This window comes from Proteus sp. fly-1089, from assembly GCF_040138965.1.
In the GTDB taxonomy this organism is placed as follows: Bacteria; Pseudomonadota; Gammaproteobacteria; order Enterobacterales; family Enterobacteriaceae; genus Proteus; species Proteus vulgaris_B.
The window spans coordinates 557651-583105 of record NZ_JBEETS010000002.1 but is presented as its reverse complement, the minus strand read 5'-3'; the positions used below and the strand labels follow the sequence as shown (position 1 = coordinate 583105).

Annotated in this window: 23 protein-coding genes; 12 read left to right on the top strand and 11 right to left on the bottom strand. The window is 37.0% G+C overall.

Annotation, left to right across the window (positions count from 1 at the left end; all coding sequences use genetic code 11):
• Nucleotides 1-34: 34 nt before the first annotated feature.
• The 3 genes from ABN080_RS09095 (at nt 35) to ABN080_RS09085 (ending at nt 3048) form a co-directional block, all read left to right on the top strand.
• Nucleotides 35-1231, top strand: a complete 1197-nt coding sequence (locus tag ABN080_RS09095) for a lactate oxidase (protein ID WP_349440868.1) — start codon at nt 35-37, stop codon at nt 1229-1231.
• A 135-nt stretch (nt 1232-1366) separates the two neighbouring features.
• On the top strand, nt 1367-2473 hold the full coding sequence (locus ABN080_RS09090) for an SPM autocatalytic domain-containing protein (protein WP_349440867.1): 1107 nt from the start codon (nt 1367-1369) through the stop codon (nt 2471-2473).
• Between the two features lie 59 nt (nt 2474-2532).
• Nucleotides 2533-3048: a tetratricopeptide repeat protein gene (locus ABN080_RS09085; RefSeq protein ID WP_349440866.1), complete on the top strand. Its 516-nt coding sequence runs from the start codon at nt 2533-2535 to the stop codon at nt 3046-3048.
• 81 nt (nt 3049-3129) lie between these two features.
• On the opposite strand, the gene eptB is transcribed toward ABN080_RS09085, so the two are convergent.
• Entirely contained in the window at nt 3130-4821 is a 1692-nt protein-coding gene (eptB, locus tag ABN080_RS09080; protein ID WP_349440865.1) for a kdo(2)-lipid A phosphoethanolamine 7''-transferase, read from the bottom strand.
• A 530-nt stretch (nt 4822-5351) separates the two neighbouring features.
• On the opposite strand from eptB, the gene fdhF reads away from it, so the two are divergent.
• The 4 genes from fdhF (at nt 5352) to ABN080_RS09060 (ending at nt 11634) form a co-directional block, all read left to right on the top strand.
• Nucleotides 5352-7496 (top strand): formate dehydrogenase subunit alpha, encoded by a 2145-nt coding sequence (gene fdhF, locus ABN080_RS09075; RefSeq protein ID WP_340894930.1) that lies wholly within the window; start codon nt 5352-5354, stop codon nt 7494-7496.
• Nucleotides 7497-7794: 298 nt separating this feature from the next.
• Nucleotides 7795-9372, top strand: coding sequence for a PTS transporter subunit EIIC (locus ABN080_RS09070; RefSeq protein WP_349440864.1), 1578 nt, complete (start codon nt 7795-7797; stop codon nt 9370-9372).
• 14 nt (nt 9373-9386) lie between these two features.
• The gene (locus ABN080_RS09065; RefSeq protein ID WP_115350573.1) at nt 9387-10748 is read left to right on the top strand and encodes a 6-phospho-alpha-glucosidase; all 1362 of its coding nucleotides are present in this window, start codon (nt 9387-9389) and stop codon (nt 10746-10748) included.
• A 109-nt stretch (nt 10749-10857) separates the two neighbouring features.
• A complete protein-coding gene (locus ABN080_RS09060) occupies nt 10858-11634 on the top strand; it encodes a MurR/RpiR family transcriptional regulator (RefSeq protein ID WP_072069839.1) in 777 nt (258 codons plus the stop codon).
• Between the two features lie 22 nt (nt 11635-11656).
• Here the strand turns inward: ABN080_RS09060 and ABN080_RS09055 are convergent, their stop codons facing one another.
• Nucleotides 11657-12544, bottom strand: a complete 888-nt coding sequence (locus ABN080_RS09055) for a 2OG-Fe dioxygenase family protein (protein WP_196554882.1) — start codon at nt 12542-12544, stop codon at nt 11657-11659.
• Between the two features lie 173 nt (nt 12545-12717).
• Nucleotides 12718-14331 carry a sigma 54-interacting transcriptional regulator gene (locus tag ABN080_RS09050; protein WP_349440863.1) on the bottom strand — a complete coding sequence of 538 codons (1614 nt, stop codon included), beginning with the start codon at nt 14329-14331 and terminating at the stop codon, nt 12718-12720.
• Nucleotides 14332-14748: 417 nt separating this feature from the next.
• On the opposite strand from ABN080_RS09050, the gene hydN reads away from it, so the two are divergent.
• From hydN to sugE, 4 genes are all read left to right on the top strand, one after another.
• On the top strand, nt 14749-15306 hold the full coding sequence (gene hydN, locus ABN080_RS09045; RefSeq protein ID WP_349439274.1) for an electron transport protein HydN: 558 nt from the start codon (nt 14749-14751) through the stop codon (nt 15304-15306).
• A 72-nt stretch (nt 15307-15378) separates the two neighbouring features.
• Entirely contained in the window at nt 15379-15720 is a 342-nt protein-coding gene (gene hypA / locus ABN080_RS09040) for a hydrogenase maturation nickel metallochaperone HypA (RefSeq protein ID WP_109409209.1), read from the top strand.
• Nucleotides 15721-15728: 8 nt separating this feature from the next.
• A complete protein-coding gene (gene hybG, locus ABN080_RS09035; protein ID WP_072069834.1) occupies nt 15729-16019 on the top strand; it encodes a hydrogenase maturation factor HybG in 291 nt (96 codons plus the stop codon).
• 185 nt (nt 16020-16204) lie between these two features.
• Nucleotides 16205-16519, top strand: a complete 315-nt coding sequence (gene sugE, locus ABN080_RS09030; RefSeq protein WP_072069833.1) for a quaternary ammonium compound efflux SMR transporter SugE — start codon at nt 16205-16207, stop codon at nt 16517-16519.
• 92 nt (nt 16520-16611) lie between these two features.
• On the opposite strand, the gene ABN080_RS09025 is transcribed toward sugE, so the two are convergent.
• The 5 genes from ABN080_RS09025 to frdA all read right to left on the bottom strand — a co-directional run bounded on the left by ABN080_RS09025 (nt 16612) and on the right by frdA (nt 21450).
• On the bottom strand, nt 16612-17751 hold the full coding sequence (locus ABN080_RS09025; RefSeq protein ID WP_349440862.1) for a Fic family protein: 1140 nt from the start codon (nt 17749-17751) through the stop codon (nt 16612-16614).
• A gap of 391 nt (nt 17752-18142) precedes the next feature.
• Nucleotides 18143-18502 (bottom strand): fumarate reductase subunit FrdD, encoded by a 360-nt coding sequence (frdD, locus tag ABN080_RS09020; protein WP_023583699.1) that lies wholly within the window; start codon nt 18500-18502, stop codon nt 18143-18145.
• Between the two features lie 14 nt (nt 18503-18516).
• Nucleotides 18517-18909 carry a fumarate reductase subunit FrdC gene (gene frdC, locus ABN080_RS09015; RefSeq protein ID WP_036933153.1) on the bottom strand — a complete coding sequence of 131 codons (393 nt, stop codon included), beginning with the start codon at nt 18907-18909 and terminating at the stop codon, nt 18517-18519.
• A 14-nt stretch (nt 18910-18923) separates the two neighbouring features.
• Nucleotides 18924-19661, bottom strand: a complete 738-nt coding sequence (locus ABN080_RS09010; protein ID WP_109409210.1) for a succinate dehydrogenase/fumarate reductase iron-sulfur subunit — start codon at nt 19659-19661, stop codon at nt 18924-18926.
• On the bottom strand, nt 19654-21450 hold the full coding sequence (frdA, locus tag ABN080_RS09005) for a fumarate reductase (quinol) flavoprotein subunit (RefSeq protein ID WP_349440861.1): 1797 nt from the start codon (nt 21448-21450) through the stop codon (nt 19654-19656). Before frdA ends, ABN080_RS09010 begins: the two co-directional genes overlap by 8 nt.
• Nucleotides 21451-22394: 944 nt before the next feature.
• On the opposite strand from frdA, the gene epmA reads away from it, so the two are divergent.
• Complete coding sequence (gene epmA / locus ABN080_RS09000; protein WP_196554879.1) at nt 22395-23372, top strand: elongation factor P--(R)-beta-lysine ligase; 978 nt, start codon at nt 22395-22397, stop codon at nt 23370-23372.
• 46 nt (nt 23373-23418) lie between these two features.
• Here epmA and ABN080_RS08995 read toward each other — a convergent pair whose 3' ends face one another.
• Genes ABN080_RS08995 through ABN080_RS08985 form a run of 3 tightly spaced genes read right to left on the bottom strand, consistent with a single transcriptional unit; the run spans nt 23419 to nt 25453 of the window.
• Nucleotides 23419-23832, bottom strand: a complete 414-nt coding sequence (locus ABN080_RS08995; protein ID WP_196554878.1) for a hypothetical protein — start codon at nt 23830-23832, stop codon at nt 23419-23421.
• A complete protein-coding gene (locus ABN080_RS08990) occupies nt 23829-24371 on the bottom strand; it encodes a LemA family protein (RefSeq protein WP_349439273.1) in 543 nt (180 codons plus the stop codon). The genes ABN080_RS08995 and ABN080_RS08990 overlap by 4 nt, the downstream gene beginning before the upstream one ends.
• Before the next feature lie 8 nt (nt 24372-24379).
• The gene (locus tag ABN080_RS08985) at nt 24380-25453 is read right to left on the bottom strand and encodes a hypothetical protein (protein ID WP_349440860.1); all 1074 of its coding nucleotides are present in this window, start codon (nt 25451-25453) and stop codon (nt 24380-24382) included.
• Between the last annotated feature and the right edge of the window lie 2 nt (nt 25454-25455).

Here is a 25455-nt window from a genome sequence, read left to right as displayed (position 1 = left end):
TAAGCCCCTAATTAAATTAACAAATGGATCAGAAATGAAAAATAAGCTATTAAAAACAACCGCTATTGCAATGGCATTAAGCGTAGGTGTTGCACAAGCAGCTGAATATAAAGCAAGTACAGCAGAAGGCCCAATTAAAATAGTTAACTTAAAAGCCATGGAAGCACAAGTTCAGGCGAATATGGAAAAAGGGGCTTTTGGTTATATTCGTGGTGGTGCAGAAGACGAAAATAATTTACGTTCAAATACGACTGCTTTTGATAAAAAATATATTATGCCTCGTTCATTACAAGGCATCGAATTTTCTGACATAAATCTAAAAACAGAATTTCTAGGTATTAAATTAGATACGCCTATTATTCAGGCGCCGATGGCGGCTCAAGGGCTTGCTCATCAACAAGGCGAAGTTGCCACAGCAAGAGGTATGGCGAAAGCGGGTTCTATTTTCTCATTAAGTACTTATGGAAATAAAACCATCAAAGAAGTGGCTGATGCTCAACCAGGTTATCCGTTCTTCTTCCAGCTCTATATGAGCAAAAATGATGCCTTTAACGAATATATTTTATCTCAAGCGAAACAGTATGGCGCTAAAGGTATCATCATGACTATCGACTCTTCGGTTGGTGGGTATCGTGAAGATGATGTGAAAAATAATTTCCAATTCCCATTAGGTTTTGCCAACTTAGAAGCATTCGCAAAAATTAGCGATGACAAATCTAAGACAGGTAAAGGTGCGGGTATCAGTGAAATTTATGCTCAAGCAAAACAAGCTTTCACACCAGCAGATATTCAGTATGTGAAAAAAATGTCTGGCTTACCTGTAATTGTAAAAGGTATCGAATCACCTGAAGATGCAGATACAGCCATTAAAGCAGGTGCAGATGCAATTTGGGTTTCTAACCATGGTGGTCGTCAATTAGACAGCGCACCTGCAACCATTGATATGTTACCTGCCATTGCAAAAGTCGTGAACAAACGTGTTCCTATTGTCTTTGACAGTGGTGTTCGTCGTGGCTCTCATGTATTTAAAGCATTAGCAAGTGGCGCAGACGTTGTTGCAGTAGGTCGTCCAATTCTTTATGGTTTAAATTTAGGTGGTGCTGAAGGTGTGAATTCAGTTATCCAACATTTAAATAAAGAATTAAGAATTAATATGATGTTAGGTGGCGCGAAAACAATAAAAGATATTCAATCTACTCCACTTTATACTGAAGCAAGTTTTAATCAATAATTAAAAATGTATTAAAAAAATAAAATGAACCGCACTTAAATTAAATGTTAAGTGCGGTTTTATTTTTATATAAAAATAAATCTATAAATTATAGTGTCATGTTTTTATATCACTATTTTTATAATGGATTATCAAATGGGTAATAATGTTGGAAAGGATTTTGGTCTTATAGAAAGAAATGAAATAATAGGAAAAAACTACACTATTCGAGAAACAATTACTGTAAAAATAGCACCATCACATACTGTATATACAGATATAAATAACCAATCAACAAAATCAAAGTTTGGTCATGCTTGGATTGAATTTAAAGGAGAGTCAATTGGTTGGGGAATGGGGGGATCTAAAATGGAAGGTGGTTCAGATAATTTAACCTTTCATGATTCTAAAGGGTATGATCCCAATAAAGTGACAAGCGTTACATTACCTTTATATACCAATGAAATTATTGGTAGAATTAATAATGCAATATCAAAGATGAAGTCAGGTGATTATACCCATTTTGAGAGTAACTATAACCTATTTAATAATAATTGTATTGATTTTGTGAACTATATATTAGCGTTAACTGAAAATGGAGAACACAACCCAGATTATATTCTACAATTAATTGGTGATACACCAGATAAAATTATTGAAAAAATGCAAGAATATATTGATGAGCAGAAAGAAACTGAAACACCATTAGTTATTGCATTAACAGAGAGTGGGATTTTTACATTACCTGATGATGAGAGTATTCATTTTGATCATAATAATGATGAAGTAAAAGAATCGACAGGATGGATAGATAATAATAGTGCATTCCTTGTATTTGATAAAAATAAAAATGGTGTTATAGATAATGGGAATGAAATGTTTGGTAATAATACTTCTAATATATCAGAGGGTTATGCAAAGCACGGGTTTGAAGCATTATCTCAATATGATAGCAATCAAGATAATAGAATTGATAAGAGCGACATAATCTGGTCTTCTTTAAATCTATGGATAGATAAAAATATTGATGGAAAAACAGATGCTGATGAATTGATTAAGATTGAGTGCTCAGGTATAGAATCAATAGATTTAAATTATAAGAAAAATGGCGTTATAGATGAAAATGGAAATCAAATTTTATTAACAAGCACTGTTATATGGAATGATGGCCGTCATACTGAAATTTCCGATATCGTATTTAATACACATATTTCTTCTCAAAAGAATAATACCTTACTTAATAGTGATGATATATGGTTATGAAAAATAGATGGATTAAAATCATTTTTTTTAGTACGGCAATTATGTTAAGTGGAAACACAATGGCTGATATTCTTGTTCCTGATAAAGTTTATTCACATGATCCCGATTTTCTAGCATCGTCCAACATAAAAATGCCAAATACAAAAGATGAATTTTATAGTTTAATAAAACTTGCTGATGATGGTAATAGTGAAGCTAATTGGATGGTTTCAGTTATTTATCAGCAAAGTGGTAATAATGTTGAAGCTGAAAAATATTACCAACGCTCTATTGATCGACAAGATGATTACATGGGGCCATCAGCTGTAAATTTAGGTTATATGTATGATAAAAACAATAATATTAAAAAGGCAATGGAATTATTTCATCAAGCAGGTGATGCGGGTTATTATGGCGGTTATCAAGCAGTAGGTACTGAGTATTTTTTAGGGCGTGATATACCGTTAGATTTTGAAAAAGCAAGGTTTTATTATAAGAAGGCCGCAGAATTAGGATGTTATGAATGTCAATATTATATTGACAACTGGGATGGAGTTGTACAGTTAAAAATGAAAGATTTAAATATAGAAAAATAAAACAATATATATACTTATGATAATAAAAACCCCATGCTCAATATCAAGCATGGGGTTTTGTCTATTGGTTATTACGAAAATTTAATTTTGGGTTGATGGCATATCACCAAAACAGAGGTTATTTTGATTATTAATACCACCATCTGACGATGAATAACCTAAGCAACCTAACATCGAATCAAAAATATTGTGATGATAGAACGTGCGCTCTGCATCTTGATTACGTTTTAGATTATCAAATAACTGTTTATTTTCAGGCTCAGCTAAATAACTATCCGACATCCAAACTAAGAAAGGCACCTTAAATTGTTCTGGTGGTGCAATTTCTTTTGGTGTGCCGTGTAAGCCACCTTTCTCTGAAATAGATTCACCGTGATCGGAGGTATAAAACACAATGGCTTTCTTATCGCGTAATGTGTCGAGTATGCCATCAATAAAATAGTCGGTATAAAGAATCGAGTTATCATAAGCATTCACTAATTGTTCTTTAGTACATTCATCATCCACATTTAAACATTCAGGTTGATATTTTTTGAATGACTCAGGATAACGCTGAGAATACATAAAGTGAGAACCTTTCGTATGTAGAATCACTAAATGGTTCCCTTTAGGATAATTAGCGACGGCATTCGCCGTTTCAGCAATTAATAAGGTGTCATCTAGCTCTTTACCGAAGTTGCTGTTTTTCGCGGTCATCATCTCTTTCATTGCATAGTTGTTTAAATCAAGTTTATTGTAAAACCACAGCTCACTTTGCATTGAAAAAAGTTCTGATGTCATTCCTAACTGTTTCAGAACTGAGAAAATATTGTTCTCTTTTAATGTACGCTGGTCGTTACTTTCGGTCCCATTTTCACGAACAAACATACATTTTAGCGAAAGTTTGGTTGCGGTATCACAAGAAATACCTTTAAACGCAACTAAGTTTTTTTCTTGGCTTAATAGAGGATTTGTTTGTCTTTCATAACCCAGTAATCCCATATGATCCCATCTTGCGGTCTCACCAATAATAAAGACAACATATACATCTTCATTAGCTTTTGATGGTTGATAGGTGAAATGATCGGCTGGATTAAAAATATTTTGGTTATTAAAGGTATCGTCATATTGCGTTATAGCATATTGAAAGAGTGGAATAATCCAGTTTGTTGGCAAATACGCATAACTTAAGCCACCACTATAACTTGGTAGATCCAAATTATTTTTTATTTCATAGGCTTTTTGCCTTGAATCGAGTGTTTTTAAATAGGCAAAAACAGCCAGTGCAATCACTAGCATTTTTACGGTATTTTTTATCCAGATTTTTTTCTTTTGTTGTGTAGTGAGATTTTTTTCTGGTTTCTTACATAGCCAAATAAGCGCTAAGGGCAAAATAGATAAGCCAATAATCCAAATAATCACATTTGGGCTGACCAGCTCTTTAGATAAATCGGTATCTGTGGTGAGTGTTGAAATGATAATACCGTATCCAATGACGACGTCATAAAAAGAAATATAGTAACTCGCACAGACACTGACAACGAGAATAAAAGAGGCGACTACTTTAAAAAATAGAGAGCCAAAAAAAGAAATAAGTCGTAATAAGAAGAAAGTAAAAGCAATATTAACGGCAATTTCACCTAGAATATATAATGCATCAATGAGGGGGTTGTTTGTGTTCTGTGTGCCGTATCGGCCAATGTAAACGGAAATATTAAGAAAAAAACCAAGATAGATAGCTAAAAAAAGGGCAATATTTTCTTTCGAAAACCTTAAAAACTTTAATTTTTGCATGTTCAATTATTATCAAAATGTATGGTGTAGAGGTCTTTATGACCGCGAAGTTGTTTTCAGGTTCAGTATTATGTGCTTTTTTTTATTGAAGTTTAAAAATTTTTTATTTGAATAACATTAATATCAAAATTATTAATTTTGAATAGTTCTAGTAAATAGAAATATTGGTAGAGATATTAGGATGTTGTCATCATTATATACGGCAAGGCCTCGATAAAGGCAGATAAGAAAGCGTATTTGCTCAATTGTTATTTCTTATCAAATGAAAGATGTTTTTTCGCTATAACTCCTTATGTATAACGTATATTGATAGAAATGAAAGTCGACATAAATATCGTCATTAGTGTCGATGACTCCTCACTATTTCATTATTCGTTACTTGTTCATTGATTTATTCATATTTATTTCCCTTTATTTTTCATTGCATTACAAAAAGCTAAAAAAATATGCTTATTTGGCACACTCTCTGCATAGATAAAGGAGAAGATCAGGTAATAACCTGAAAGTTGATGAACACAGGAGCAATGTTGATGAAAAAAGTCATCACGGTCTGTCCGTATTGCGCCTCAGGATGCAAAATCTACCTGAAGGTGGAAAACGGTAAAATCATTGGCGCTGAAGGAGCCAATGGTTTAACAAACCAAGGTGAGCTGTGTCTGAAAGGGTATTATGGATGGGATTTTATCCATGATACTAAGATACTGACTCCACGTCTTAAAACACCGATGATCCGTCGAGAAAGAGGCGGAAAATTAGAATCGGTTTCTTGGGAAGAAGCGATTGAGTTTGCCAGTAGCAAACTGCTTGCTATCAAAGAGAAATACGGTGCTAAATCTATTATGACAACCGGCTCATCACGAGGTCCGGGTAACGAAGCTAACTTCGTTATGCAGAAATTTGCTCGTGCGGTTATCGGAAATAATAATATAGACTGCTGTGCTCGTGTCTGACACGGCCCTTCGGTTGCAGGTCTGCAGCGTTCGGTCGGTAATGGTGCTATGAGCAACTCAATCGTCGAGATTGAGGATACCAAATGTCTATTTGTCTTCGGCTATAACGCCGCAGACTCGCATCCTATTGTTGCTCGCCGTATTGTTAAGGCGAAAGAAAAGGGTGCCAAAATTATTGTATGTGACCCTCGTTACATCGAAACAGCACGCTTAGCTGATTTACACTTAGGCTTAAAAAATGGTTCTAACATTGCGCTATTAAATGCAATTGCACATGTGATTATTGAAGAAGGATTGCATGATAAATCCTTTATTGAAAATCATACTGAGCAGTTTGAAGAATATTGTAAATTAGTTGAAAGCTATACACCTGAATCGGTTGAAGAAACAACAGGTTTAAGTGCTCAAATCATTCGTGAAGCTGCGCGTATGTACGCAAAAGCAGAAACAGCAACAATTCTTTGGGGGATGGGTGTTACTCAATTCTACCAAGGTGTTGAAACTGTCCGTTCATTGACTAGTTTGGCATTATTAACCGGTAATTTAGGTAAAAAATATGTCGGAGTTGGCCCCGTTCGTGGTCAAAATAACGTACAAGGCGCGTGTGATATGGGAGCATTACCTAACACACTACCAGGTTATCAATACGTTACCGACGAAAAAGCACGTGAGAAGTTTGCTAAGTTCTGGGGCATTGAATCTATGCCTGAAGAAGTGGGCTATGCATTGAGTGAAGTTCCTCATAATATCGATCACGGCTTATTAAAAGCTCACTATGTAATGGGTGAAGATCCACTGCAAACTGAGCCTGATTTAGCAACCATCCGTAGAACTTTTGAAAAACTGGAACTGCTGATAGTCCAAGATATCTTTATGACCAAAACGGCAGCGATTGCTGACGTTATCTTCCCTGCAACATCATGGGGTGAACATGAAGGTGTTTACACTGCAGCAGACCGTGGTTTCCAACGTTTCTATAAAGCGGTTGAACCTGTTGGTGATGTGAAAACAGACTGGCAAATCATCAGTCTGATGGCAACCGCAATGGGTTATCCAATGCATTACAACAATACCAAAGAGATTTGGGATGAGTTGCGTGAGTTATGCCCAATTTATTATGGTGCAACTTACGAAAAAATGGCGGACTTGGCTTATATTCAATGGCCTTGCCCAACAGAGGATAGTCCGGGTACACAATATTTGTATGATGGTGGTAACTTTGATACCCCTAATGGTAAAGGTCAATTCTTTACTTGTGAGTGGGCACCACCAATTGACAAACTTTCTGATGAATTCCCAATGGTGCTGGCAACAGTCCGTGAAGTTGGGCACTACTCTTGCCGTTCGATGACGGGTAACTGTAAAGCATTGGCGGCATTAGCTGATGAGCCGGGTTATGTTCAGTTAAACACTGAAGATGCCAAACAACTAGGAATTAAAGATCAAGAGCTAGTTTGGATACGCTCTCGTCAAGGTAAAGTGATTACGCGTGCTGCAGTCAGTGATAGACCGAATAAAGGCGCGGTATATATGACTTACCAGTGGTGGATTGGTGCTTGTAACGAACTCGTTGCGGAAAACTTAAGCCCAATAACCAAAACACCTGAGTATAAATATTGTGCAGTATGTGTTGAGCCAATCAAGGAACAGGCTCAGGCAGAACACTATGTGAAAACGGAATATAGCAATATTAAACGTCGTTTAAGAGAAGCCGCCGAGGGCTAATTTTATCTGATTAATATTACTTTTCTGCCTTAAGACCGAGTTTATTGACCTTGTGTCAGTAAGCTCGGTTTTTTTTATAATTTTTTATTGTCACAAGCTCTTTTTTCTACAGCTTATCGTTAAACCCTCTTTTTATCTGTCTGAATATTCACCATGCGTTGGCTCACAATAAAAAAAGTAACATGTTACTTTTGACGTAATCCGTTTCTAAATCAAGTGGATAAATTGCTTTTTATTTAAGGCCAGCGCAGGATGCTGTCATGGAAATGAGTGTAAGAAAACAACAACGAGATACTGTATGAAAAAACTCATTAATGCCCTACAAGCGTTTGGTAAATCCTTATATGGACCCGTCTTGATATTGCCTATTATCGGTTTATATATCGCTTTAGGTAACGTCTTTGGTAATGGCAATCTTGCGGAATATATTCCGTTTTTAAATCACCCGGTTATTCAAAGTATTGGACAATTACTCGCAAAATCATCGGTTGCTATTTTAGTCAATTTGGCGCTGATTTTTGCTGTAGGTATTCCTGTTGGCTTAGCAAAAAAAGATAAAGGTTATGCAGGGCTAATTGGCTTAGTCGTGTTTGTTATTTTCACGAATGCGATGAATATTACGCTAACACTGCAAGGGAAGTTGGTTAGCGCAGAAGAGATGCGAGCCGCAGGTCAAGGCATGGTGTTAGGTGTTCAAGTCCTTGAGATGGGGGTATTTGCCGGTATTTTAACAGGGGCAATATCTGGATGGCTTTATAATCGTTATTCAGGTCGTCAATTTAGTGGCATTATGGCTATCTATTCTGGTCATTGTTTTGTCGCCATTATTGCTATTCCCTTCACCATTGCATTGGCCGTTTTAATGTGTGAAATCTGGCCTTTTGCTCAGGCAGGTATTACTAAAATGGCACTTGTTATTCATGACTCTGGTGCTTTTGGTGCGCTGATTTATGGATTCTTAGAACGCATTCTTATCCCAACAGGATTACACCATTTAGTCTATACCCCATTCTTGTATACCGAACTAGGCGGTGTTGCTGATGTTTGTGGCACAACTTACCAAGGTGCAAGAAATATCTATTTTGCTGAAATGGCTTGTCCTGACGTGAAACAACTCAGTAGTACTGTAATTTGGGATGCTCGTGGTATTGCTAAAATGTTCGGTCTAACAGCAGCAGCTGTAGCCATGATCTCTGTAGCTAAAAAAGAGAAAAAGCAGATAGCAAAGGCGATTTTAATTCCTGCGGCTGCAACTTCTTTCTTGCTAGGGGTGACAGAGCCTCTTGAGTTTTCCTTCCTTTTTGTTGCTCCTGTTCTATTTTTAGTTCACGCCGTATTGACGGGTATTGGCATGATGCTGTTCTACCTATTAGGAGTTCATGCGATTGGTGCAAATGGTGTCATTGACTTTATTTTATATAACTTGCCGTTAGGGACTGAAAAATCAAATTGGCCAATGTATATCGTGGTGGGTTTGATTATGTCAGTTCTCTATTTCGTTATCTTTAGAACCTTGATTTTAAAACTAGATCTTAAAACTCCTGGGCGAGAGGATGATGATGAAGAAACGCGTCTATACAGCAAAGAAGACTATAAGAAAAAAGCAGAAGTAGTCACTGACGAGGAACAAAACACTAAAATAATTAATAGCTTAGGTGAAAACATTATTGAAGGGCTAGGTGGGCGTGACAATATTGAAGTCGTTGATAATTGTTATACACGCTTACGAGTCATTGTTAAAAATGTCGATGCAATTCATGAAGATCTACTGAAAAAAACCGGAGCTAAAGGCGTTGTTCGCCACGGTAATAATGTTCAAGTGGTTTATGGATTACATGTAAAAAAAATGCGTGAAGCGGTCGAAGCCGCACTTTAATAGGAGAAAGTAAGATGACGAAATCACCTTTTATCTTAAGTATTGCAGGCGGCGGAAGCACCTATACACCGGGAATTGTAAAAAGTTTAATGGTACGTTTAGAGGATTTTCCACTGAGTGAAATTCGTTTATACGACATTGATAAAGATCGCCAAGATACTATTGCACCCGTGGTTGAAAAAGTAATCCGTGATCATAGTGATACCATTAAATTTACGGTGACGACAGATCCAGAAACAGCATTTGATGGTGCCCACTTTGTATTTGCCCAAATGCGTGTGGGTCAATACAAAATGCGTGAACAGGATGAAAAAATTCCATTACGTCATGGTGTTGTTGGGCAAGAAACCTGTGGACCCGGAGGACTTGCTTATGGCTTACGCACTATTTTACCAATGGTTGAGCTAATTGATTTAGTTGAACAACATGCTTCTCCTAAAGCATGGATTGTAAACTATTCTAATCCAGCGGCGATTGTTGCTGAAGGTGTGCGTCGTTTACGTCCTAATGCTCGAGTATTGAATATCTGTGATATGCCTGTTGCGGCAATGCGTAATATGGCAGCTGTATTAAAAGTGGATCGTCATGATTTAGATGTGGATTATTTTGGCTTAAATCACTTTGGTTGGTTTACTTCAGTGCGCGTAAAAGGCGAAGAAAAACTGCCTGAATTACGTGAACATATCGCTAAATTTGGTCTTTTAACAGAAGATGCGGCACAAACTGACCCACAACATTCTGATCCATCATGGGTAAAAACGTGGCGTCATATTCAGCCATTAATGGAAGCATTCCCTGAATATATTCCAAACCCATATTTACAGTACTACTTGATGCCAAATTATATCGTGGAACATCAAGATCCTGACTACACTCGTGCAAACGAAGTGATGGATGGTCGTGAAAAACGCCTGTTTGAAGCTGCTCGAGAATATAAAGAGACGGGGATTTTACCAGATGCATTCCATGTCGGTGTTCATGGTGCCTTTATTGTTGATGTTGCTTGCTCTTTAGCTTTTGATTTACGTCAGCGTCACTTGGTGATTGTTGAAAATAAAGGCGCAATTTCTGATTTGCCTTATGATGCGATGGTTGAAGTACCCGCTTATATTACGTCTCATGGTCCTGAGCCTATTCGTGTCGGCGATATTCCTCGTTTCCATCGGACTTTACTGGAACAACAACTGGCATCAGAGCAATTATTGGTGGAAGCAACATTAGAAGGTAGCTATGAAAAAGCACTAGAGGCGTTCACACTGAATAAAACAGTTCCAAGTGTGATCCACGCGAAGAAGATCCTTGATGATATGATCGAAGCAAATCGTGAATATTGGCCTGAATTACGTAAAGCTTATGTAAAGGGCAAGCGTGTTTGATCTCAACACTTGCTGTTAACGAGTAATTGAATAAAAATGCTGTTCTATCACCAGAACAGCATTTTCCTTTTATGTTGGTAAGGACGATGTATCAATGAAGGTAACCGGTATGTCGGCACGATTATCATCTTTACTCTCAAGAGCAACAGAATTAACACGCGCAGAATATCGTATTCTCTCTTATTTAATTGATAACCCAGCACAAGTTGGAAAACTTACGATCAGAGCACTAGCACAAGCCAATTTTGTTTCGACAACGACCATTATGCGACTTTGCCAGAAATTAGGTTTTTCTGGTTATAGCGAGTTGGTTTATTATTGCAAGCAGTTGTTATCCACGGCTGAAAAATCTCATCAATTAAAAAGTGATGAAAACGAGGTAACGGAGCCTCTTTTTGATCAGTTTTTGGCAAATTATTTAAAAACCTTCACGTTAATTTCAGATGAAAAAAGACACGCTTTTGTTAATTTAATTAACAGTAAGAATTCATTTTTTATTTATGGTGCAGGATTTTCTCATATATTCTCAGAATATATCAGTAAGCGATTACAACTGATTGGCAAGGATGCATTTCTCTCAGGATTGAGCGACAGTAAGAATATCTTTATTAATAATGCTTCACGCTATACCGTTTTTATTGCGATATCTCGTAGTGGAGAGACAGAGCAAGTAGTTGAAAAGGTGAGAATAGCAAAAAGTATTGGTATGAAGATTGTTGCATTTACTCGTGCAAGTGCCAATCCATTGGCAGAACTTGCTGATATTCATTTTCCCATTTATGACGATGCAGTGAATTATCATTGTGATACTATCGAAAGCTCATCTTTTGAATCGAACCTTGTCTTGATTATTGATTTATTACTTAGCCGAGCTCAACGATTTTAATTTATATAATAACGCTTTATGACTAAGCAACTGACTGATTTAAATAAAGCGTTAAGGGTAAATCAGGGTGTGCATTCATTGAATCAAATTTATGTGACGGGTGAGCATCAACGGTAGGATAACGAGATAATAAAACCATAAAATCTTGGTAAGCCTGATTTTTATTATCATGAGTAAAAATAGGTGTACCGCTATGATTTAACTCATTATCTGCAATTAATAAAACATCAAGATATTGTGCATTATTGTGTTCATACAGCACATTTTCAGGATTAATTTCTTGCCAAGGTGTTCCTATGGCTTCTTGTGGTGAATGAACACGTAAAGCACCTGTATTGTCCTTAACATTATGCTTATTCATCGTAACAATCATGGTGTGGTCAACTCCATCCTTATGCACTCCTTCAATTGAAAGTTCGCTTAAAGAATCCGGTTGAGCAATTAATCTTAAATGAAAAACAGTCGATATTGATTTTGGCGATTGTTGATCTGTTAAGTGGCGAGGAGTAAATGTATTGCCTTGAATTAATAGCATTTTTAACTTTAATAAGGCTTGATAGGCTGTATTGCTCTGCCAGCGATCATCAAGTGCTCTAAAATGTCTTTGTGCACCACTGTCTTCACGAATAAATCCATCTTCCTCAGTGAGAACAAAAGGTTGGTACTCTAATCTGGAGATAGTTTCTATGTCATTATCAAAAAGGTAGCGCCCTGTTCGAGAGTGACGAAACGAAAGGGTGGGATCTTGTGCTAAATAATCGCCGTACTCTATCAGAGTATTAATATCTTTTTCTTCAGCACCTAATTGTTTTATTAAATCAATAACAACATTTTGAGGAATAAAGACATATTTATTATTTTTATATTCTTTTTTTATCTCATTAATTTTATTTGTAAGCAGGCTGTTCATATATAATATGCTCCATTTATGATTTATATTATTAATAATTAATTAGAGGAATAATAAGTAAGATATAATCACTTTTATTATAGATAGAGATTAATAAGTTTCAAATGAATAAAAAAAGAGAGTGTAATAAAATTATTACACTCTCTTTATATAAATAAGAAATTATTTCAAGATTAAAGTATTTCTGGAATTGAAATACCTAAACGTTGCATCCGTGATAATAACGTTGTTCGTTTTAATCCTAGTTTTAAAGCTGCACCTCTGGCTCCAGCAACAACACCATTGGTTTCTCTTAACGCTTGAATTATCCTTTCTCGCTCCTCATCATCACTTTCTGGCGCATTAGTTTGCATGCGTTTTTCAATTGATGATGGTTGAGTCAGTACCTGTTTTAAACGAGAGGGCTTATTAATGTGAAGCTCTTTTAATTGAAGGTTTAATGTTGAACCTCGAGTTAAAATAACAGCACGCTCAATAATATTTTCAAGCTCACGGACATTACCTGGCCATGGATAAAGTGTTAATTGTTCCAATGCATTGGCCGGAATACAATCTATTTTTCTATCCATTCTACGGGCAATTTTTTGTGTAAAATGTTTAACCAAAAGTGGAATATCTTCTGGTCGTTCTCTTAACGGCGGAATAATAATAGGGAAGACATTAAGGCGATAATAGAGATCTTCTCTAAATTCACCTTCATCTGTTAATTCATGAAGATCTTTATTGGTTGCTGCAATCAGCCTAACATCAACAGGAATAACTTTATTACCACCCAGTCTTTCTATTTCTCGCTCTTGAAGAACACGAAGCAGTTTAGGTTGTAATTCAATTGGCATATCACCAATTTCATCAAGAAATAGAGTGCTTTTATCCGCCATTTCAAATCGACCAATATGTGTATTGGTTGCACCCGTAAATGCGCCTTTGTCATGGCCAAAAAGATCGCTTTCTAATAGGCCAGAAGGTACAGCAGCACAGTTCATCTTTATCATCGACTTATCTTTGCGCTGACTAAGACGATGAATCGCTCGTGCAATTAATTCTTTACCTGTACCTGTTTCACCTAAAATAAGTACAGTGCTATCACTTTGTGCCACTAATTCAATTTGTTCGAGCACATTATGCATAGCGTCGCTTTGGTAAATAATCTCACTAAAGCACCCATTTTTATCTATTTGCTCATTAAGCCAAATATTCTCATTCTTTAAACTGTCTTTTAGATGCGTTATTTCTTCATATGCGGCTGCGTTTTCAATAGCGATACCAATACGAGCCGCAATCTGTTGTAGCAATTGGCAGGTATCGTCGGTAAAAACACTACCGATTTCATGTGCTAAAATTAATAAACCTAGTGGTTTATGATTAAAAGCCAGTGGCAATAACAAAGCCGTCTGCATATTTTGCTTAACTAGACGTTTAATCAAAACATCTTCTTGATCTTCATTATTAATATCAATTAAGACAGGTTTGTTTTGATTAATAATTTCTTCTGCTTTGTTATTCGCGCTACTAAACTTACGTTGTTGACGGATGACTGATTTTCCAGTCTGATAACGGCTAGAATAAAGAATACCTTCATGACTATTTTGTGATGAAGTACGGCATAACATTAGACTAATATGATTTAGTCCAAAAAAACGATGTATTTCTTTAGAGACTTCAGAAATAAGACCATCCATGTCTAGATGAGCTAATACAGAGTTTGTGATATCAACCAATATTCGATATTGGTTACGCTCATTACGAAGGCTCTCCATAGTTTCAGCATTGTTACTGCTTAATTTCATGACACCACCGATTGCCCTAAAAAATTAGCTATATTGTAGTAGGTTTATAATAAATTTATATCAATGACTGAATCATTTTTGATCCAACCCGCTATTTTTGTATCTGTAATGAAACTTAAAAATATAAACTTATCAAACTGTTATATAGTTTGTTATATAGCGTTTTAATTTATCGTCAAAAATGTCGAATAATTTGACGAAGTGACTTATTTATTAATTAATAATCATTTTTATTTAAAAATTATTTAATTGAAAAATAAGGAATAGTTATATCAAAAATATATTGGCATGAACCGTGCTAGATTCATTCTATAGATACTCTAATTATTACTCTTAATTAGAATAACTCGTTGCATTTATCGCCATATATAACGGCTATATATAACAGCTATATATAACAAAAAGCAGGAGAATATGATGAACCGTTTCATCATTGCAGACCCTAAAAAATGTATTGGTTGCCATACTTGTGAGGTAGCTTGTGTGGTTTCACATCAACAAGCTGATCAAGATAATTTAGCTATTGAGCAAATTAGTGAGCAAAATTTTCAACCACGAATTCATGTGGTTAAAGGATTCTCAATTAGTACAGCAGTTGTCTGTCACCAATGTGAAGATGCCCCTTGTGCAAATGTGTGCCCGAATGGTGCCATTATTCATAATAAAGATTATTACTATGTCGATCAGGATAAATGTATCGGCTGTAAAACCTGTGTGTTGGCTTGCCCTTATGGCACTATGGAGGTGGTTTCACGCCCTATTATGCGCAAATTAACTGCGCTCAATACTATTGATGCATTTAAGGCTGAAGCAAATAAATGTGATTTATGCCATCACCGAGAAGCGGGGCCTGCATGTATTGAAGTTTGCCCAACACATGCTTTAGTGTGTATTGATAGAGACGCACTTGAAGATATGGTGAAAGAGCGTCGTCGTAAAGCAGCTTTTGAAACCGGTGCTGAATTGTTGTTTTAAGATCAATAATAAAGCAACTATGTACTGATACTATAGTTGCTATTATTTATCCTGCTTCAATAAGGTATCGACATGCATGAAATCACACTTTGCCAAAGTGCATTTGAGATAATAGATTCTCAGGCAAAATTAAATAATGCAAAAAAAGTAAAAAGCGTATGGATGGAAATTGGTGCATTATCTTGTGTTGAAGTGAGTGCGCTTGAGTTTTGTTTTGATATTGTTTGCAGAGACACTATTGCACAAGGCTGTGAATTACATATAGAAGTTATTCCTGCAAAAGCGTGGTGCTGGGATTGTCATCAAGTCGTGACGGTTTCAACGTTTAACGCGGGGTGCCCGTCTTGTGGTAGCCAAAATATGCGTGTTGAGAATGATGATGCAATGCGAATAAAGCAAATAGAGATCGAATAGGGGTTGTTATGTGTCTTGGTATTCCAGGTCAGGTTGTTGAAGTAGGAAAAACAATCACTGAAAATGCAATGGTCGATGTTTGTGGTGTAAAACGTGAAGTGAATATTGCACTAGTCTGTGAGGGAGAGCCTCATACGATGATTGGAAAGTGGGTATTAGTACACGTGGGTTTTGCCATGAGTATCGTCAATGAAGAAGAAGCAAAAGAGACTCTGGATGCCTTGATGGCAATGGGAGAAGTGGAAGATGATGTCTCTGCTTTTCTTTATGGTGAAGACGGCGCACCTAAAAAAAATTGAGTTAATTTTATGCTATTGCATGATTAATTTCTTTTTCTTATACTAGGTCGAATTGATCTTTTCTTGCTATAAAACAAGCAGAAAAGATCAATATGCTCTACACCTTCATCTTTTAAAAGCTGGGACGACCCAGCTTTTTGTCTTTGTATTCAGGGGACGACCCCAATTTATCGATAGGGGACGTTATGTCTTGGATTATTCTTTTTGTTGCGGGTTTATTGGAAATCGTTTGGGCCGTTGGTCTTAAATATACACACGGTTTTACACGCTTAACGCCAAGTATTATCACGATTAGTGCCATGGTTGTGAGCATGGGAATGTTATCTTATGCCATGAAAGGTTTACCTGCGGGTACTGCTTATGCAATTTGGACGGGTATTGGTGCTGTCGGTACTGCAATCTTTGGTATTTTGGTCTTTGGTGAGTCTGCGAATATCTATCGCTTGTTGAGTTTAGCGATGATTATTTTCGGTATTATTGGGCTGAAACTAGCGAGTTAAACCCTGAATATCCGATATAAAAAAAGCCACTCATTGAGTGGCTTTTGGCCGAAAATAAGATGTATCACTGTTAAATATAGCCACAATATTTATTAATCTCGAAGAAGTTCCACATAGCGATTATAGGTATAACTTCTATGTCGTGCTTTACCTGATGTTTCAGTCAAAATTTCTGCTTCAACCAGATTTTTCACTGCGGTATTTGCTGTTGGATAAGTCACATCAAGAAGCTCAACGGCTCGCTCTACAGTGAGTTTTGGCATTGTTGGCAAATATTCAAATAGGCGAATAGTATGCACGGATGTTGAATGCATTGAGAGGAGCTTTTTTCTATCATTAGCAAATAATGTCGCAATTTTTATAATATTTTGTTGTGCTTCATCTGCTGAAAAACATACGGCTTCAAGAAAAAATGTTACCCATTTTTCCCAATTACCATCGTTTCTGATATCTGTTAAGCACTGATAGTAGTATTGCTGATGCCTTTTTAAATAGCCTGATACATACAAAAGAGGTTCTTTCAGTAATTGCCATTCTTCAAGAAGCATGGCAATTAACAAGCGGCCAATGCGTCCGTTACCATCAAGGAATGGGTGAATAGTTTCAAACTGAGCATGTACTAATGCAATACGCACTAATGGCGGTAATGATGGAGAAGAATTATGAATAAATTTTTCCAGATCAGACAGTAAATCATCCACTTTTTCTGGTGGAGGAGGGACATAAGAAGCATTACCGGGTCTAGTTCCTCCAATCCAGTTCTGTGTTGTCCTTATTTCTCCAGGTTGTTTTGTTGCGCCACGAGAACTTGATAATAGGATCCGATGGGCTTGTTTAAGTAGGCGGATACAAACAGGTAAACCTGATGGTGAGTTAAGCTCATTATTAACAAATTTATATGATTGCAGATAATTAGTCACTTCTTCAACATCATCAATATTTACAACAGTAAGTCCTGCTTCTTCATCAAAGATATCAGTTAACGTTGCTTGTGTACCTTCCAACTGCGAAGTTAGTAGAGCTTCTTTACGAATAGCGCTATATACTAGCCATTGACTAGAAGCAACGAGTCCAGACATACCAGATAGTTTTGCTAAAGAATTTTCAGCTTTTTTATTTGATTCTAAATATGATGTGGGATCTATCTTGGGTGGTAAAGGCGCTGGTATAAAAGCTTTAACTGTTTCATCATAGCTATGCGTTTCGATAAATTGTCCTGATGTGCGTTTCATTAAAAAATCCTTTTATTGTGGTTAGTGTTATTAAAGTATACTTTAATAACACATAACTTATTAAAAAATTTTTTAATAAGATTTAAGTTATTAAAGCATGCTTTAATAAGATAGATGTAATTAAAAAATTTTTGCCTACGGTATTGTGGTGATATAACTGTGATATAGCCTATTGTGTGGCTAAGGATTTCGGAGGGATAGAAGAATATATAATGTATTTCAATACCTAACGAATTAAGACTGAGTTAAAAAGACCAAATCCTAGTAAATATAAAATGAGATCTAGCCAGTTAAACCTGAATTTTACCCATAAAAAAACACCCCAAAGTTGGTGTCCAACTTTTGGGGTGCAGTTCACATTGAGTGGCTTTTTATCTTACGTACTAATCAATTACAGTGTAAATACGCCAATGATAGCGAGAACACTGATAATAGCAGCACCACCATAAAATACCCATTTGCTTGCAGGTACATGCACTTTAAAATCATGCAAAGTATGGTGAATACGGTGTAATGCACACCAAACTGGCAGAATGATCATCAATAGTAAGAACAGACGGCCAATAATGCTTTGGCTAAATGCCATAATACGTTCATAAGTAAATGCTTCTGGCGCAATACCCATAGGGATTAGGATACCGAGCAGGATGATGATTGCTGGAGAAACAATCGCACTCCACATACCACCTGCACCAAATAATCCCCAGAAAATAGGTTCATCAGAGCGCTTAGGAAGTTGATTCTGATTCATTATTTCCTCCTGGGTTACATTAACGCCACTGCCAGAATAGCGGCAGTAACAACGATAGTGACAGCCCAAAAACCACGAACAATAGGTTCTTGAGGCATTTTTTCATCTTTAACAACGATAACCACAGCTTTTGGTGCAAGCTTAAACCAAGTTGCAGTGTGGAATACTGTTGCAATAAGAGTCACAATGTTAATCAGCATTACAATTGGGTTGCTCAGGAATCCAACGAAACCTGCCCAACTTTCTGGTCCATTTTTCAGTGCAAATACACCAAACAGTACAACCAGACTGAACCAAAGTTGTGGAAGACAAGTACCTTCACGGGTGATATAGAAACGATAGAAACCGAGTTTCGTCCACCAGTTTGGTTGCATGCCACGAACATAAGGCTTACGTTTTGTTGTCATGTCTTGTTTCCTCCTTAACGTGGTTTCAGCATCGCAATGACAAAGTCTTGCGCGCTGGCTGCTTTACCTTGCTGAATAGCAGCAGCAGGGTCCACATGTTTTGGACAGACTTCAGAACAGTAGCCAACAAAGGTACAAGACCAGACACCGTTCTCACCATTTAACTGAGGCATACGCTCTTTTGCCCCATGGTCGCGACTATCTGTGTTATAACGTTGAGCTAACGTAATCGCTGCTGGGCCAATAAACTCTGGGTTCAAACCAAACTGAGGACATGCTGCATAGCAAAGACCACAGTTGATACAACCAGAGAACTGGTGGTATTTTGCCATTTGAGCAGGAGTCTGTTTATTCGGACCTTCTGAAGGCTTACGATCATTACCGATGATATAAGGTTTAATCGCTTCTAAGCTTTCGATAAAGTGAGTCATATCAACAACGAGGTCGCGCTCAACTGGGAAGTTACCTAGTGCTTCAACTCTTACGCCGTCTGGATATTCACGAATAAAGGTTTTACAAGCCAATTTAGGCACTTTATTGACCATCATGCCGCAAGAGCCACAAATCGCCATACGGCAAGACCAACGGTAAGAAAGATCAGGCGCTAAATTGTCTTTAATATAACCCAATGCATCCAGTAATGAGGTTTGCTCATCATAAGGAACATCATAAGTGACGAAATGAGGTGCTTCGTCAGTTTCTGGGTTATAGCGCATGACTTCCATTTTAATGTGCTTCATGTCATCAGCCATTCGCTTTCTCCTTATTCTGCTTGTCTTGTGCAGTCGCTTCACCACCATAGACACGTTTAGCAGGAGCAGACTTAGTGATCTTCACATCGCTATATTCTAAACGAGGGGCACCTTCTGGGTTATAGAACGCCAGAGTATGTTTCAGGAAGTTCACGTCATCACGCTCAGTACAACCTTCGTCAAGACGTTGGTGTGCACCACGAGACTCTTTACGATTGATTGCAGAATGAGCCATACATTCAGCGACATCTAAACCAAAGCCAAGCTCAATTTTGTACAGTAAATCTGTATTAAAGACACTACTGGTGTCTTTAATTTCAACACGTTTGAAACGTTCTTTTAATTCAGCCAGTTTATCAACGGTTTTTTGCATTAACTCAGGTGTACGGTAGATACCGCAACCTTCTTCCATTGATTCACCCATTTCATCGCGAATTTGTGACCAGCTTTCAGAACCTTTTTGGTTCATTAGTTTTTTCAGGCCATCTTCAATGTCACGAGTACGAGCATCTAATGCTGATGCGTTAGCAGGTGCTGCTTCTTGTGCACAACGAACCGCTTCTTCACCTGCAAGACGACCAAATACAACTAGTTCTGCCAGTGAGTTAGAGCCTAAACGGTTAGCGCCGTGTAAGCCAACAGATGAACATTCACCTACTGCAAACAGACCTTTAATACGCGTTTCTGTTTGTTGGTTGGTTTCGATACCACCCATAGTGTAGTGAGCAGTAGGGCGAACAGGGATTGGTTCATTAACTGGGTCAACACCCACATACGCTTTTGCCAGTTCACAAATAAATGGCAGACGTTCATGAAGTTTCTTCGCACCCAGATGACGTAAGTCAAGATAAACAACATCACCACGGTGAGTTTTGATAGTACGGCCAGCACGCCACTCATGCCAGAATGCTTGAGAGACTTTATCGCGAGGGCCTAATTCCATGTATTTATTTTCTGGTTTACCTAATGGTGTTTCTGGTCCTAGGCCGTAATCTTGCAGATAACGATAGCCATCTTTATTGACCAGAATACCACCTTCACCACGACAACCTTCAGTCATCAGAATACCTGAGCCTGGTAAGCCGGTTGGGTGATATTGAACAAATTCCATATCACGCAGTGGAACGCCATGGCGTAAAGCGATACCCATACCATCACCCGTAACAATACCACCATTGGTATTGTAACGATAAACACGTCCAGCACCACCCGTTGCCATAATGACAGCATTTGCACGAATTTGAACTTTCGTACCTTCCATCATATTGATAGCAACAAGACCACGAGCGTGACCTTCATCAACAAGGATATCGAGAACAAAGTGTTCGTCAAAACGTTGAATCTGTGGATATTTTAAGGATGTTTGGAACAGGGTATGTAGCATATGGAAGCCGGTTTTATCGGCTGCGAACCAGGTCCGTTCGATCTTCATCCCACCAAAACGTCGGACGTTGACTGACCCGTCTTCTTTACGGCTCCAAGGACAGCCCCAGAGTTCTAGTTGAGTCATCTCTGTTGGACAATGCTCAACGAAGTAATCTACGACATCCTGTTCACACAACCAGTCACCGCCTGAAACGGTATCATTGAAGTGGAAATCATAGGAGTCGTGAGCCTGAGTCACTGCTGCTGATCCACCTTCTGCTGCCACGGTGTGGCTACGCATTGGGTAAACTTTTGAGATCAGAGCAATTTTCAGTTGAGGATTCGCTTCCGCGGCAGCTATTGCTGCTCGTAAGCCTGCGCCCCCGGCTCCGATTATCGCTATATCGGCATTAAAGGTTTGCACTGCGCTTCTCCATTGTTCAAGTGAAAATTGGAATAATTGTCTAGAATTCAATTCACTGACATTATTAATTTGTAATGCTATTTTTTTAAGCTATCCGTAACGAAATTGTTTCACTGCCTTGTGACTGCGCTTGATAACATCTTTATTATCATTGACTGTAATTTTAGTATAACGAAATGTAGGGCACCGAAATTTGATATGAATGATGGTTTTCCCGTATTTCGCAAAAAAAGTGTGATCCACGCCAAGAATTCTGGGTTTTGATAATAAGAGCCCAGAGAAACTTGAAGATAAAATAGAATATATTTTTTTAAATTGAAAATTATAAATAGTAATGAATAATCCGTTTTTAAAGTATAGATAACTTTAATTAAAAATGACAAGGTTTTTTTGTTATTTGTTGATTTTAAAGAGTAAATGTTTTTACCTTTCATTTGGATAATTAAAATTAATAAAAAGTCATTCTGAAAATTAAAATAAATTTTTTACTATTTATCTAAAACAAATCGGTTTGTCTTGTTAATTGTTAATAAAATATTAATAATATTTCTAAAGGTTTTTAATGCTCGTCAAAATACGCAAATTTAAATAGAAAGTTAACGTTGAAGTTAAAATGAGATTGGCTATTAAAATATAAGCATTGTGTTAGATTATTGTTATTCTCAATTGAGAAAAAGAATTATTACAATTTACTTTTATTATAAAATAATAGCTAAAGAGTTGCCTCTGGTGCATTGGATTGATGTTTATTTCGACGATAAAAAGTACCTTAAAGTAGATGTTTTGTAGAATTACATTTATTTGTCTTATGTTTTTTTACTTAAAAAACCATAAAGACAATGAATAAACATAAAATGAAACGCCTCTTTATTAGGGAGAAATTTGTCTGTTGAGGAGGATGCGAGTAAACTGCACGCTTTGTTTTCTGTTGGAGTTTTTTGTTCATGAGTGATATCGCGGATTGGCAGCCAAGCGCCTCAATCGCCAACTTACTGAAAAAGGCGAAAATAGTCAGTAATATTAGGCGTTTTTTCGCTGATCGTGGTGTGTTAGAAGTTGAAACACCTATGATGAGTCAGGCTACCGTTACCGATGTTCATCTTTTCCCATTTGAAACTCAATTTGTCGGGCCAGGTGCTTCACAAGGGCTAAAACTTTATTTGATGACAAGCCCTGAATATCACATGAAGCGTTTATTAGCGGCAAACAGTGGGCCTATTTATCAAATGGGGCGTTGCTTCCGTAATGAGGAAGCCGGTAGATATCATAATCCGGAATTTACGATGCTAGAATGGTATCGTCCTTGTTTTGATATGTACCGGTTGATGAATGAAGTCGATGATTTATTGCAAGAAGTGTTAGATTGTGAAGCGTCAGAATCACTCTCTTATCAACAAGCATTCTTGCGCTATCTTGATATCGATCCTTTATCAGTTGATAAAGAAAAATTACGAGAAGTGGCAGCAAAACTAGATTTATCAAATATTGCAGATACTGAGGAAGATAAAGATACACTGCTTCAGTTGTTATTTGTCTCTGGAGTTGAGCCACATATCGGTTTAGAAAAACCAACCTTTATCTATCATTTCCCTGCGTCACAAGCGTCATTGGCTGAGATTAGTTCAGAAGATCACCGTGTTGCAGAGCGCTTTGAAGTCTATTTTAAAGGTGTGGAGTTAGCAAATGGATTCCGTGAGCTAACGGATGCGCAAGAACAACGCCATCGCTTTGAACGTGATAATCGCCAGCGAGTGGCAATGGGATTACCTGAGCAACCTATTGATGAGCGCTTTTTAGCTGCCCTTGAAGCAGGATTACCAGAGTGTTCTGGTGTTGCTTTGGGTGTTGATCGTCTCATTATGTTGGCGCTTGGTGTCGATCGTCTTAGTGATGTGATTGCATTCCCTGTTTACAGAGCATAAGCTCACCTATCGATGAAGATTAAAAAAGAGAGCCAAGGCTCTCTTTTTATTTTTTAGATTTTCGGCTTTGTCTTCGTTTTTCTTCTGCTTCAAGTGCCTTTTCTTGAAACTTTGCAAACTTATCTCCTGTTACGTCTTTCATATAGCGATAATTAATAAACCAAAACGTAATGCACGAAAATAAAATAACCCACCAAATTAAAAGTAGTTTTAATGAAGAATTAACGCCTAGCATTAAATTAAAGCTAATTAAGACCATTAAGCTGACGAAGATTGAGCTAAATAGTCCACCAGCAATTTGTGACATATATTTTTTTAAAGGAGTGATACTTATTAATGGCAAAATAATGGCCATAGAAAACAGCACGCCAAATGTGGCAAACATAATAATCGAAATAGGTTCATCAAAGCTTAGAAACCAATCCGTTATGCCAAAAAAAGAAAAAGGAATTTCTATCATGATATTACCTCCCTACTAGGGTAAAAAAGAGGGATATCTTTAAATTTAAAAATAAATGTAAATAACACATTAGGGAAAATATGTATTTCAGTATTATAGAGAGTCACGGATTGATTGAAGAATTCTCGTCTGTCAGCTATGCATTCTTCTAGTTCTTTCGCTTGTATTTGTAATAGGTGTAAGTTTTTTCCACTGATAAGCTCAGGGTAATTTTCAGCAATGATGAGTGATTTTTTTATTTGAGGTAATAACTGATTAGCTAAATCAACTTTTTGGTCTAATACATCTGCGCGTAAATAGTGATCTCTATTTTCAGCTAATTTTTCAAATAAGGCCTTCTCATGCTCCATCGCTTTTTGTGTAATCACTATCAGCATGGGGATCAAATCAGCTTGTTTTTTTAATAAAACATCAATATTTGCAAAGGCTTTATAACAATTATTCTTTAACATCACCATGTTGTTATAAATCATCACTAATTGGCGTATTAAGAAATAAACCAAAGTGAGAATAAAAATGATGAAAATAAGCCATTCCATATAATTAATTACCAAGGAAGAGAAGTATTATTAAAATAAAGCGTTAGTATGCCGTTTTGATAATCCATTGGTATCACTAGAATGGAAAGGATAACAAAAAGAGCAATGATAACGATAGTGGTCGCGTTGCGACGAAAAGGGCGCGCTTTGTTCCAACTAACAACATAATCTTGTGGCGATAAACCCAGTAGGTAATGAGGTGCTTTACGTGTGATAACCACTTCGCCATTGATAGACTCTGCATGACCAATTAATAAATACGTTGTGTTTGCTCCTAAGATGTACTCTTTAAAACGTTTATTATTATATTCAAGATCCTGATGAGGCTTGATACCAAGGTGAACAAAAGGAGTATCTTCTGCGAGCACTTGGATTGATCCCGTATCATCGCTCATCGTGAAATTATGGATCTTCTTTTCACAGAGTGTTTGGTGATAGCTTTTTTTGCCTTCTTTGTCTGTGGATATATCATATTCATAATAGAAGTAGCCATAACACTCTTTTTGGCCTAATCGACTACTTAAGATTTTCCCTGCGGTTATCTTACCTTCAATTTCAACAAGCCCAATGGCCAAAGAGCGGATCTTTGATGTTGCTAGAATTTTTTGAAAGCGTAAAAAACGTTTTTCAGGTGTTCTTTTGACGATTTGGTAAACGAACATTAAAACGAAACTTAAAAAGAATAATCTTTGGTCAATAAACAAGCTGAAGCTTAAACTCAACAATAAAAGGCTAATAAATACAGTGTTTATCAGTGCCGAAAATTTAGAGTTTCCTTCATTTTGCAATTGATGATAATTCTTTATCGCTTTTTCACCGATATTAGCAATATGGGTTGAAATGCCATAGGCAAATAGCAAAATAACAGAGAACGCAATACCAGAAATAAGATTAACAACGGAGTCTTCGCCACTAGGATATAAGTTGGCTTCTCGCGAAAAAAACAGGTATTTCCCGGCAGCAAAAGCGATCCCTAAAAAAGGAATAATACTCAAACTGTTCTTCTTTTTTTGAGTACGTTTGCTGCGTAAAAAATAGATTAATACGCCTACAGCACAGCCGATAAAAAAATAAATTAACACTG

What these genes read in the sequence shown, in the direction of transcription:
- ABN080_RS09095 (WP_349440868.1), top strand. Translation starts at nt 35, where the DNA reads ATGAAAAATAAGCTATTAAAAACAACCGCTATTGCAATGGCATTAAGC.
- ABN080_RS09090 (WP_349440867.1), top strand. Translation starts at nt 1,367, where the DNA reads ATGGGTAATAATGTTGGAAAGGATTTTGGTCTTATAGAAAGAAATGAA.
- ABN080_RS09085 (WP_349440866.1), top strand. Translation starts at nt 2,533, where the DNA reads ATGGCTGATATTCTTGTTCCTGATAAAGTTTATTCACATGATCCCGAT.
- eptB (WP_349440865.1), bottom strand. Translation starts at nt 4,821, where the DNA reads ATGCAAAAATTAAAGTTTTTAAGGTTTTCGAAAGAAAATATTGCCCTT.
- ABN080_RS09070 (WP_349440864.1), top strand. Translation starts at nt 7,795, where the DNA reads ATGAAAAAACTCATTAATGCCCTACAAGCGTTTGGTAAATCCTTATAT.
- ABN080_RS09065 (WP_115350573.1), top strand. Translation starts at nt 9,387, where the DNA reads ATGACGAAATCACCTTTTATCTTAAGTATTGCAGGCGGCGGAAGCACC.
- ABN080_RS09060 (WP_072069839.1), top strand. Translation starts at nt 10,858, where the DNA reads ATGTCGGCACGATTATCATCTTTACTCTCAAGAGCAACAGAATTAACA.
- ABN080_RS09055 (WP_196554882.1), bottom strand. Translation starts at nt 12,544, where the DNA reads ATGAACAGCCTGCTTACAAATAAAATTAATGAGATAAAAAAAGAATAT.
- ABN080_RS09050 (WP_349440863.1), bottom strand. Translation starts at nt 14,331, where the DNA reads ATGAAATTAAGCAGTAACAATGCTGAAACTATGGAGAGCCTTCGTAAT.
- hydN (WP_349439274.1), top strand. Translation starts at nt 14,749, where the DNA reads ATGAACCGTTTCATCATTGCAGACCCTAAAAAATGTATTGGTTGCCAT.
- hypA (WP_109409209.1), top strand. Translation starts at nt 15,379, where the DNA reads ATGCATGAAATCACACTTTGCCAAAGTGCATTTGAGATAATAGATTCT.
- hybG (WP_072069834.1), top strand. Translation starts at nt 15,729, where the DNA reads ATGTGTCTTGGTATTCCAGGTCAGGTTGTTGAAGTAGGAAAAACAATC.
- sugE (WP_072069833.1), top strand. Translation starts at nt 16,205, where the DNA reads ATGTCTTGGATTATTCTTTTTGTTGCGGGTTTATTGGAAATCGTTTGG.
- ABN080_RS09025 (WP_349440862.1), bottom strand. Translation starts at nt 17,751, where the DNA reads ATGAAACGCACATCAGGACAATTTATCGAAACGCATAGCTATGATGAA.
- frdD (WP_023583699.1), bottom strand. Translation starts at nt 18,502, where the DNA reads ATGAATCAGAATCAACTTCCTAAGCGCTCTGATGAACCTATTTTCTGG.
- frdC (WP_036933153.1), bottom strand. Translation starts at nt 18,909, where the DNA reads ATGACAACAAAACGTAAGCCTTATGTTCGTGGCATGCAACCAAACTGG.
- ABN080_RS09010 (WP_109409210.1), bottom strand. Translation starts at nt 19,661, where the DNA reads ATGGCTGATGACATGAAGCACATTAAAATGGAAGTCATGCGCTATAAC.
- epmA (WP_196554879.1), top strand. Translation starts at nt 22,395, where the DNA reads ATGAGTGATATCGCGGATTGGCAGCCAAGCGCCTCAATCGCCAACTTA.
- ABN080_RS08995 (WP_196554878.1), bottom strand. Translation starts at nt 23,832, where the DNA reads ATGATAGAAATTCCTTTTTCTTTTTTTGGCATAACGGATTGGTTTCTA.
- ABN080_RS08990 (WP_349439273.1), bottom strand. Translation starts at nt 24,371, where the DNA reads ATGGAATGGCTTATTTTCATCATTTTTATTCTCACTTTGGTTTATTTC.